The following is a 10205-nucleotide window of genomic DNA, read 5'->3' as shown; positions in this document are numbered from 1 at the left end:
ACACCACCCCGTCGACCGCCGACTGGGCGATGGTCTACGGGCTGCGCACACTGAGCGCGGCGATCTCCGGGAACACCGGGGCGCCGGGCTGCCGGGCCGCCGGGGTGTAGCCGGGGCCGGGCGGCCCGTTCCTTGCCGGCCGGTACGGCACCCCGCGCCGGAGCCGGTGGCGGTCGAGGTTGTCGAGGTTCTCCACCCCGGCCCGGCCCGGCCGATCGCGCTGCGCTCCTCGCGCGCGGATGATGCCGAGCGGTGGCCCTCTTCGAGGCCGACGGCGTTGCCGCCGCCCTCGCCCCGGGTGATGGTGACGACGCCGGCCTTGGCGCCATGCCGCTCCTTCCCCTGCCCCATGGCGGCGAGCCGCCGGCCTCGTCGTCGGGGTACGGCAGTGGCGCGGAGCCGTCACCGGGTACAGCGGCGACGTGGACGTCCGTACACACTGGAAGGCCTTCGCCCGGTGACGGCAGGGACCGGCGCGGCGGCCCATCAATGCTTTGCAAAGTCCTTCTTTCTTTGTAAGAGGAACAAATTCAGCCCGGTCTACGTCCCCTTGGTGTTGGTGCGGTCGCACGGATCGAACCCGACACCGGTATCGGAGGGGCCGTTTTCGCTGCTCCTGAAGGTGCCCCTCGGGAGTCCGAGACGCTTTCGTTACTTGACTCAATAGTTCGTTCTCCGTAGGAAGGAAATGTGACTGACGTGGTGACACCACCAACGAGCCCGGTGAGCCGGGAGCGGTCGAAGGAGATCAAGCGGTTGTCCGTGATCTCCACCGCCCGTCAGGTGCGAATGCTCTCCCGCGCCGAGCTGACCGAGCTCACCGGCCTGAGCCCCGCCACGCTCACCCCACTCGTGCGCGAACTGATCGCCGAGGGCTACCTCATCGAGCGGGGACCCGGGACGTCCCGCGCCGGCCGCCCCCGGGCGATGCTCGAGTTCAACCCGCGCGCCGAACTGGTCGCCGCCGTCTCGCTGGAGCCGTCCCGGCTCAGCTGCGAGATCGCCGACAGCGACGGCACGGTGGTCGCCCACCGGACCGTCCGCCTCACCGGCGACATCATCGACACCATCTGCGGCTCCGTGCCCGAGCTGGCCGGCGACGGCCTGCCGGCGCTGCGGGGGGTCGCCATCGCCGCGCCCGGCGTCTCCTCCGGCGGCGTCGTCCGGCTCGCCCCCTCGGTCGGCCTCGTGGAGGGCCGGCCGATAGGGGAGACGGTGCAGCAGCAACTCGGGGTGCCGGTGGTGGTGGACAACGACGTCAACCTCATGGCGGCCGGCGAGCACGCGGTCGGCGCCGGCAGCGACGTCGCCGACCTGCTACTGCTGCACGTCGCCGACGGCATCGGCGCGGGACTGGTGCTCGACGGCCAGGTCCGCCGCGGCGCGGGCGGAGCGGCGGGCGAGGTCGGCTTCCTGCCGCTGGACCCGGCCGATCGGGGGCACGACAGGGTCGGCCCGTTCGAGGCCCGCTGGTCGGAGAACGCCGTCGCCGAGCAGATGGTGGCCCTGGCCCCCGGCCGGCGACCGGACGCGCCGGTGGCCGCCCTGGTCGAGCTGGCCCGCGCCGACGAGCGGGCCGCCGCGTACCTGAACGAGGTGCTGACCGCGTGGTCCCGGCTGATCGTCACCTGCGTCTGCGTGATCGACCCCGGCCGGGTACTGCTCAGCGGAGCCGCCGCCCAGCTCGACGACCCGGCCGTCGAGCGGCTCCAGGCCCTGGTCGCCGCCGCCGCGCCGAGCGCCACCGAGGTACGCCGGGCCGTGCTCGGCGACCGGGCCGTGTTGCACGGCGCGGTCAGTTACGCCCTCTCCGCAGCCGCCGCCGGCCTGCCCACCCTGCTTCCCGCCCCCTAGCTCCGCCTAACCCGAACCCCACGGAGGTACCCATGAGACGTCACCTTCTCCTCGCCGGTGCGCTGGCCACGGTCCTCGCCTTCGGCGTCTAGCACGTGCAGGCACTCCTCTTCGCCGCCCGAAACTGCCCGAACATCCACGTCGTCTACGGCCGCGACTCGTCGTGGTTCCCGCGCGGCCACGTCACCCGCTACCTCGACGACCAGCTCGGGATCTGTCCCGAGCTGGGCCTGCCCGACGATCACCTGCGCGCGATCTTCGCCGGCAACGCCGAGCGCCTGCTCGGCCTGGATACCACGACCGGCTGACGTCCGGGCGCGGCGAGCAGCGCCGCGCCCGGCCCGGAAGGAAGCAGAAACCCCTGATGAGCACATCCGCGCTGACCACCTACCAGCGGCACCACCTGCGGCCGACATACGACCACCACGTCGGGTACCTCTTCGCGGCGATGGTACGGGCCAGCCAGGCGCACGTGGTGATGCTGACCGAGCGGGGGCTGATTCCCGCCGAGCGGGCTGCCCGGCTGCTGCGCGGGCTGGCGGAGCTGCGCGCCGACACCGGCCCCGCGCCGGAGTTCGACGGCACCTTCGAGGACACGTACCACCTGCTGGAGAAGCGGCTGGCCGACGCCTGCGGCGTGCCGGCGTCCGAGCTGGACGTGCAGATGGCCCGCAGCCGAAACGACCTCGACGCCGGGGTGTTCCGGATGCTGCTGCGCGACCAGCTCACCGGGGTTCTCGACCGGGTGCTCGCCACCGGGGCCACCGCCCTGGCCGCCGCCGAGCGGTACGCCGAGGTGGTGATCACCGGATACGCCCACCGCCGGCCCGCCCAGCCCACCACCATCGGCCACGCCCTCGCCGGGTACGCCGAGGCCCTCGCGGGTCAGGCCGTCGCGTACGCCGACCTGATCGACGCGCTCAACATCTCGCCGCTGGGCTCCTGCGCGTTCGCCGGCACCGACCTGGACATCGACCCGGCCCGGGTGGCCGAGCTGCTCGGCTTCGCCGGCCTGGTCACCAACTCGTACGAGGCGGTGGCCGGCGCGGACCACCTGGTCCGGGTCGGCACGCTCAACGCCCGGTCCCTGGCCACGGGGGCCCGGCTGGCCCGGACCCTGACGGACTGGCTGACCTGGCGCTGGGTGACCACCCCCGGCGACTTCACCCAGGGCAGCATCATGCCGCAGAAGCGCAACCCGGTGGTGCTGGAGCACCTGGTCTCCTACGCCGGCGCCACCGCCGCCGACGCCGCGAGCGTGCTCAACAACGTCGGCGCGGCCTGGTGGGAGGACTCCAACAACGCCACCACCGACGTGCAGGTGCGGCTCTGGGAGAGCAACGACCGTACCTACCGGTTCTTCGCCCTGCTCGGCGGCTTCCTCGCCGAGATCGAGCCGCTGGAGCCGCCGTCGCGCGAGGAGATCGTGGCGTCCGGGGCCACCACTGCCGTCGCCGCGGATGCCGCTGACCCGGCACGGCGTGCCGTTCCGGGCCGCCCACTCGGTTGTCGGACGGCTGGTCCGCGCCGGCGCGCCGGGCACCTGGACCCCCGAGGGGGTCCGCGATTCGGCGCAAGGGCATCACCGACCGGCTCGACGAGGACGCGATCGCCGACCTGATCGCCGCCGCCGTCCACCCCGAGCTGGTCCTCGACCGGGCGCAGGTCGACGGCCCCGGCAGGTGCGCCGTGCGCAACCAGGTGATCGCGCTGCGCGGCACCCTCGCCGCCGTCGCCGCCCGGCTGGCCGCCGTACGGGACCGGCTGGCCGCCGCGGACGAGGCGCTCGACGCCGTCGCCGCCAGGCGGGCGGCCTGGTGAGTGCGGGCGGCCCGGTGAGTGCGGGCGGCCTGGTGAACGTGGGCGGCCCGGTCGGGTGTCCCCGTCGACGGCCCGGACCCGCAGGAACCTGGCCGGTCAGTCGTCGGCGGGGCGATGGGCGCGCAGCATCAGCGACACCCCGGGCAGCGCCCGCACCGGCAGGTACCGCTCGGCGGTGACGACGGCCCGCAACCCCAGGTTCACCAGCGGGTTCACGTCGTCCAGGTCGCTGCCGGTGGAGCTGCGCCGCCGCCAGGCGGCGACCGGGCGGAGCAGCACGTTCCAGCTCCACAGTTCGTCGACCACCAGCCCGGCCTTCTCCACCACGGCGCGCAGCGACGGCCGGTCGTACCGGCGGACGTGGCCCACCGCCACGTCGTGCGCCGACCACAGCGCCATGTCGGCCGGCACGGCGATCAGCGCGACCCCGCCGGGGCGCAGAGTCCGGCGGATCTCGGCGGCGGCCAGGTGGTCCTCGTCGAAATGCTCCAGGATGTCGAACGCGGTGACCAGCCCCAGGCTCGCCGAGGGCAGCGGCAGGCGCCGCGCGTCGGCCCGGATCACGTCGAGCCCGCGTTCCCGGGCCACCCCGGCGCCCTCCGCACTGTATTCCAGCGCCACCGGCCGCCAGCCGTGCGCCCGCAGCACCCGGGTGTTGCCGCCACCGGCCGCGCCGACGTCGAGCGCGCGCCCGGGGGCGTGGCCGGCGGCGGCAAGCCGGCGCAGCGCCCGAGCCAGCAGGACGCGTCGCTCCCGGTACCACCAGTGGGTGTCCTCCAAGGCGGCGAGCTTGCGGATCTCGGTTGCTTCCACGGCCTCACCCTAACCGCCCCAGTTGAGCAAGGAAGGGCCCCCTGTTAACGCTTTCGGTAGACAAGGGGCCCCTTCTCACCGACCGGCAGCAGCCGGCACAGGGCGGCGCCGAAGGCCCAGCTCCTTCGCGCCGCTGATGGTGGCCATCTCGATCGCCGGTTGGAAACACCACCGGCGGCAGCGCGGCGCTGTCCGTGCCCACCCACCGGATGCCCAAATTTCAGGCCACGTTCATCGACTCGAACATGTCGATCGGGGCGAGCGAGTTGGCGTCGCACGACAACGGGACGGTGACCCCGGCGGCCAGCATCCGCAGCAGCTGCCGTGGCAGCCGCCCGGACCGGTCCGTCGGCGTGGGCGTGCAGCTCCGCGTCGGCGTACTCCGGCCCGCGCACGTCGTGCGAGCGGCTGTTGACGGTGATGCCGGCGCTCGCTCGCGCCCGCGACGAGCCCGAGCAGCAGTGCGGCCGAGGGCGCTCCACGGGTGATAGCGGGTTCCACGGAACCGGGCGTCGCCGGCGGCGGGCGTGGCGGGGCGTTAAAAAGGGCCCCCTGCTATGCGGAAAGCGTTAACAGGGAGCCCTTCCTTCGCACTCAGGGGCGGGTGAAGACGAGCGCCACGTTGTGTCCGCCGAAACCGAACGCGTTGTTCAGCGCGGCGGGGATCTCCAGGTGACGCGCCTTGTGCGCGGCCACGTCCATGTCCAACCCGGCGTCCGGGTCGTCCAGGTTGATCGTCGGGGGCACGACGCCGTCGCGAATGGCCAGGATGGTGGCGATGGACTCCAACGCGCCGGCCGCGCCGAGCAGGTGACCGGTCATCGACTTGGTGGCGGTGAGCACCGGGTGGTCGCCGAGCGCGGCGCGCAGCGCGCCGATCTCCAGCATGTCACCGACCGGGGTCGAGGTGGCGTGCGCGTTGACGTGCACGATGTCCTGCCGGGCGATGTCCGCGTCCGCGATGGCCTTCCTGATCGCCCGGATCGCGCCCTCGCCCTCCGCGTGCGGCTGCACGATGTCGTACGCGTCGGAGGTGATCCCGGCGCCGGCCAGCCGCGCGTACACCCGGGCGCCCCGGGCGGCGGCGTGCTCGGCGCGTTCCAGCACGAGCACGCCCGCGCCCTCGCCGAGGACGAAGCCGTCCCGGCCGTTGTCCCACGGGCGGGAGGCCCGCTCGGGTTCGTCGTTGCGGGTGGACATGGCGCGCATCGAGGCGAACCCGGCGATCGGCAGCGGGTGGATGACCGCCTCGGTGCCGCCGACCACCACCACGTCGGCCCGGCCGGAGCGGATGATGTCCAGCCCGAGGGCGATCGCCTCCGCGCCGGTGGCGCAGGCGCTGGCCACGGCGTGCACCCCGGCCTTGGCACCCACCTCCAGCCCCACCCACGCGGCGGGGCCGTTCGGCATCAACATCGGCACGGTGTGCGGCGACACCCGGCGCGGGCCGGATGCCTCCAGGATGTCGTCCTGGGCGAGCAGGGTGGTCGCCCCGCCGATGCCGGATCCGACGCTGACGGCCAGCCGTTCCGGGTCCGGCCCGGAGTCGGCGAGGCCCGCGTCCGCCCACGCCTGCCGGGCCGCGATGATCGCGATGGCCTCGGAGCGGTCGAGCCGGCGCAGCTTGACCCGGTCCAGCACCTCGGACGGGTCGACGACGAGCTGCGCGGCGATACGAACCGGCAGCTGCGCCGCCCACTCCTGGGTGAGCGGACTCACCCCGGAGCGGCCGGCGAGCATGGCGTCCCAGGTCGACGCGACGTCCCCGCCCAGCGGGGTGGTCGCGCCGATCCCTGTGACGACGACGTCGGAGCGACTCATGTCAGGACTGCGCCTCGATGTAGCTGACGGCGTCGCCCACGGTCTTCAGGTTCTGCACCTCGTTGTCGGGGATCTTGACGCCGAACTTCTCCTCGGCGGCGACCACGACCTCCACCATCGAGAGCGAGTCGACGTCGAGGTCGTCGGTGAAGGACTTGCCCTCGGCCACGTCGTCCGGGTTCACCCCGGCAACCTCTTCGAGGATCTCGGCGAGGCCGGCGGTGATCTCGTCACGGGTCATGGTTGGTGCGTTCCTCTCCATGGGTGTGGACTCGCCGGCGGCGCGTGCCGCGCGGCGTGCGAACGGCCCCGGTGGGGGCCGGACATCAGGGGCAGCGGACGACCTGACCGGCGTAGGTCAGGCCACCGCCGAAGCCGAAGAGCAGCACCGGGGCACCCGAGGGCACCTCTCGCCGCTCGATGAGCTTGGACAGCGCCAGCGGCACGCTCGCCGCCGAGGTGTTGCCGGACTCGACGATGTCCTTCGCGATGATCGCGTCGGGGATGCCGAGCCGCTTGGCGATGCCGTCGATGATCCGGGAGTTGGCCTGGTGCGGCACGAACGCGGCCAACTCGGACGGGGCGACGCCGGCCCGCTCGCAGGCCTGTAGGGCCAGCGGGGCCAGCGCCGTGGTGGCCCAGCGGAAGACGGTCTGGCCCTCCTGCTTCACGTACGGTCGCCAGCCCTCGATGCGTACGGCGTCGCTCTTGTCCGGCACCGAGCCCCAGACGACCGGGCCGACCCCGGCCGGCTCGCCGTCGGCCGTGGCGGTGACCACCGCGGCGCCGGCGCCGTCACCGAAGATGATGCAGGTGGAGCGGTCGGTCCAGTCGGTGAAGTCGGAGAGCTTCTCCGCGCCGATGACTATCGCGTTGCGCGACGCCCCGGCCCGGATCGCGTGGTCCACGGTCCCCAGCGCGTACGCGAAGCCCGAGCACGCGGTGTTGATGTCGTACGCGCCGGGCGCGGTGATGCCCAGCTTGGCGGCGACCCGGCAGGCGACGTTCGGGCTGCGGTCGATCGAGGTGCAGGTGGCGACCACGACGAGGTCGATGTCGGCGGCGGTGAGGCCGGAGTTGGCCAGCGCCTTCCCGGCGGCGGCCGCCGCCATGTCGGACACCGTCTCGTCGCCGGCTATGCGGCGGCTGGCGATGCCGACCCGGTCCCTGATCCACTCGTCGTTGGTTTCGACGAACTGGGCGATGTCGTCGTTGGTGACGATCCGGGAGGGCTGGTAGTGCCCCAGCGAGAGAATCCGGCTACCTGTCATGAGTGACCCCCGATCCGGGCGAGCGGTTGACCCGGCGCGACCGGGGCGTCATGGTGGGCGAGCCACTCGGTGAGCAGGCCGCTGTCGTGGGCGGTCACCTCGACCGGGCCCTGCCCGGTGGCGATGTGGCCGATGACCTGGCCAGCCTTCAGCGACTCGCCCTCGGCCAGCCCTTCGGCCGGCTGGAAGGCGCCCGGGGCGGTGGCCGTCACGACCCGGAACCGGGTGGTCGGCGCAGGGCGGGCAGCCGCCCCGTGTCGGGCGATCAGCGCGCGCGCGGCGGGCAGGTCGTCCGGCGTCTTCAGGGTGACGATCTCGGGCAGCGAGTCGCTGAGCTCCCGCTTGATCAGGCCGGCCAGGGTGCCGGCCGGCGGCAGCTCGACCACCCCGGTGACGCCGAGGTCGGCAAGGGTGCGCATGCACAGGTCCCACCGCACCGGCGAGGTGACCTGACGGACCAGCCGCTGCACCATCTCCCGGCCGTGGTCGACGGCCGCGCCGTCGAGGTTGGACAGCAGGATCCGGGCCGGGCGGGCCGGGGTGATCCCGGCGGCCACCCCGGCCAGGGTGGCCTCGGCGGGGGCCATGTACGGGGTGTGGAACGCCCCGGCCACCTTCAGCCGGACCACCCGGGCCTTCGTGGGCGGGGCGGCGGTGAGCGCGTCCAGCCCGCTGATCGACCCGGCGGCGACGATCTGGCCGGCGCCGTTGCGATTGGCGGCGTGCAGCCCGTGCGCGTCGAGGGCGGCGAGCACCTCGTCGGTGTCGCCGCCCAGCACGGCGGCCATGCCGGTGGGTTCGATCGCGCAGGCGGCGGCCATCTCCCGGCCACGCAGCCCGGCGAGGGTGATCGCGGTCTCGGCCGACAGGACCCCGGCCAGCGCCGCCGCGCCCAACTCGCCGACGCTGTGCCCGGCGGTGAGGGTGACGTCGTCTATCGGCAGGTGCTCGGCGGCGAGCAGCGCCGCGGCGACCAGCAGCGGCTGGGTCCGGGCCGTGTCCTGGATCTCCTCGGCACCGGCCGTGGTGCCCAGGTGGACCAGGTCGACGCCGGCCAGCGCCGACCACCAGCGCAGCCGTGCCTCGGCCCCGGTCAGGGCGAGCCACGGTGTCAGGAAGCCGGGTTTCTGGGAACCCTGTCCCGGTGAGAGTACGGCGAGCACGTCTATGACTCTCCCGGATACTCGTCGGTCACGGTGTTACCGGCCGCCACCAAACCGCACTAGAACCTTTGGAGGAAACCTACAGGAATAGGTGACCGTGATCGTGGTTAGGTGGAACTTTGTCGACTTGAGGCCGTTATCGGCTGATGTGCCACGACGGGAACCACCGGGTCGAGCCGCCCCACGGTCAGCGCCACCTGTAGGGCGAACGCGTCCCGGGGGGTCAGCGGCGACAGGCCGGTCACGTCCGCGATCCGCCGCAGCCGGTAGCGCACCGTGTTGGGGTGCACGAACAGGGCCCGGGCCGCGCTCTCCAGCGTACCGCCGGCCGTGAAGAAGGCGTCCAGGGTTTCCAACAGCTCCCCGCCCGCCCGGGCCAGCGTCGCGTACACGTCGTGGCGCAGCCGGCGACGGGCCTCGGCGTCCCCGGCGAGGGCCCGCTCGGGCAGCAGGTCGCCGGCCGCCACCGGGCGCGGCGCGGTCGGCCAGGCGGGGGCCGCACGGAACCCGGCCAGCGCGGCGCGGGCCGAGTCGGTCGCCTCGTCGAGGCTCGGCACCGCCGGCCCGACCACGACCGGCCCCTCCCCGAACGCGGGCAGCAGCTTCCCGGTGGCCGTCATCGGGTCGGCCGCACCACCGAGGACGATCACCAGCCGGTCGCCGTGCACCCCGCCGATCACCTCGACGCCGATGCGCCGGGCCAGCCGGTAGACGGTGTGCAGCACGGCGGCCACCTCGCCCCCGGGGGAACGGCCCACCGCCACCGCCACCGGCGGCGCGTCCGACCAGCCCAACGCGGCGCCCCGGCTGGCCAGCACGTCCGGGGAGTCCCCGCGCAGCAGCGCGTCGACCAGCAGGGCCTGCAACCGGGCGTCCCAGGAGCCGCGCGACTCGGCGGCCCGCGCGTACACCCGGGCGGCGGCGAAGGCGATCTCCCGGGAGAAACGCAGCACCGCTTCCCGCAGCTGCTGCTCCTCGCCCTCGGCGGCGAGGGTGCCGACCTGCTCCTCGACCACGTCGATGGTCACCTTGATCAGCGCCACCGTCTGCTGGAGGCTGATCGAGCGGGCCAGGGCCTGCGGGGCGGTGGCGAAGACCTCGTCGGAGACCTCCTGGGTGCTGTCCGCCGTGCCGCCGCCCTCGCGCAGCCACTGCACCAGTGATTGGGCGCCGGCCTGGGCCACCAGCATGACCCAGGACCGCTGGTCGGCCGGGAGCGCCCGGAACCAGGGCAGCGTCTCGTCCATCCGGGCCACGCTGGCGGTGGCCAGCGCCCCCGCCGCCCGCTCGATCCGGCGCAGCGTGGCCGACAACTCGATCCCGCCCGGCTCGCTCACCCCACCAGCCTCGCAGAAGGCAGGGACCCCCGGTTAACGCCCCCTGTGGAGAAGGGGACTTTTGTTTCACCCCCCACCGCCCCGCGACGACTCCGGCGCTGCTCCCGACGGCGGGGCGGGCAGGG

General features: G+C 73.7%; 10 protein-coding genes. 4 read left to right on the top strand and 6 right to left on the bottom strand.

Going from position 1 to position 10205, the window contains the following annotated elements; genetic code table 11:
* Positions 1 to 690 precede the first annotated feature (690 nt).
* The 4 genes from MCAG_RS07465 to MCAG_RS35625 all read left to right on the top strand — a co-directional run bounded on the left by MCAG_RS07465 (position 691) and on the right by MCAG_RS35625 (position 3675).
* Positions 691 to 1854, top strand: coding sequence for an ROK family protein (locus tag MCAG_RS07465; RefSeq protein WP_007072353.1), 1164 nt, complete (start codon positions 691 to 693; stop codon positions 1852 to 1854).
* A gap of 95 nt (positions 1855 to 1949) precedes the next feature.
* Complete coding sequence (locus MCAG_RS07460) at positions 1950 to 2162, top strand: hypothetical protein (RefSeq protein ID WP_007072352.1); 213 nt, start codon at positions 1950 to 1952, stop codon at positions 2160 to 2162.
* Between the two features lie 56 nt (positions 2163 to 2218).
* On the top strand, positions 2219 to 3475 hold the full coding sequence (locus MCAG_RS07455) for a lyase family protein (RefSeq protein WP_007072351.1): 1257 nt from the start codon (positions 2219 to 2221) through the stop codon (positions 3473 to 3475).
* Between the two features lie 68 nt (positions 3476 to 3543).
* Positions 3544 to 3675, top strand: coding sequence for a hypothetical protein (locus MCAG_RS35625; protein WP_255348979.1), 132 nt, complete (start codon positions 3544 to 3546; stop codon positions 3673 to 3675).
* 96 nt (positions 3676 to 3771) lie between these two features.
* Here MCAG_RS35625 and MCAG_RS07450 read toward each other — a convergent pair whose 3' ends face one another.
* The 6 genes from MCAG_RS07450 to MCAG_RS07425 form a co-directional block, all read right to left on the bottom strand.
* Positions 3772 to 4488, bottom strand: a complete 717-nt coding sequence (locus tag MCAG_RS07450; protein ID WP_007072350.1) for a bifunctional 2-polyprenyl-6-hydroxyphenol methylase/3-demethylubiquinol 3-O-methyltransferase UbiG — start codon at positions 4486 to 4488, stop codon at positions 3772 to 3774.
* Between the two features lie 594 nt (positions 4489 to 5082).
* Positions 5083 to 6309, bottom strand: a complete 1227-nt coding sequence (gene fabF, locus MCAG_RS07445) for a beta-ketoacyl-ACP synthase II (protein WP_007072349.1) — start codon at positions 6307 to 6309, stop codon at positions 5083 to 5085.
* A gap of 1 nt (position 6310) precedes the next feature.
* On the bottom strand, positions 6311 to 6550 hold the full coding sequence (locus MCAG_RS07440; RefSeq protein WP_007072348.1) for an acyl carrier protein: 240 nt from the start codon (positions 6548 to 6550) through the stop codon (positions 6311 to 6313).
* Positions 6551 to 6635: 85 nt separating this feature from the next.
* On the bottom strand, positions 6636 to 7580 hold the full coding sequence (locus MCAG_RS07435; protein WP_007072347.1) for a beta-ketoacyl-ACP synthase III: 945 nt from the start codon (positions 7578 to 7580) through the stop codon (positions 6636 to 6638).
* Positions 7577 to 8743, bottom strand: coding sequence for an acyltransferase domain-containing protein (locus MCAG_RS07430; protein WP_007072346.1), 1167 nt, complete (start codon positions 8741 to 8743; stop codon positions 7577 to 7579). The genes MCAG_RS07435 and MCAG_RS07430 overlap by 4 nt, the downstream gene beginning before the upstream one ends.
* Before the next feature lie 107 nt (positions 8744 to 8850).
* On the bottom strand, positions 8851 to 10080 hold the full coding sequence (locus tag MCAG_RS07425; protein WP_007072345.1) for a CdaR family transcriptional regulator: 1230 nt from the start codon (positions 10078 to 10080) through the stop codon (positions 8851 to 8853).
* Between the last annotated feature and the right edge of the window lie 125 nt (positions 10081 to 10205).

The organism is Micromonospora sp. ATCC 39149 (assembly GCF_000158815.1).
Classification (GTDB): Bacteria; Actinomycetota; Actinomycetes; order Mycobacteriales; family Micromonosporaceae; genus Micromonospora.
This window is presented reverse-complemented; position numbering and strand designations above follow the sequence as displayed.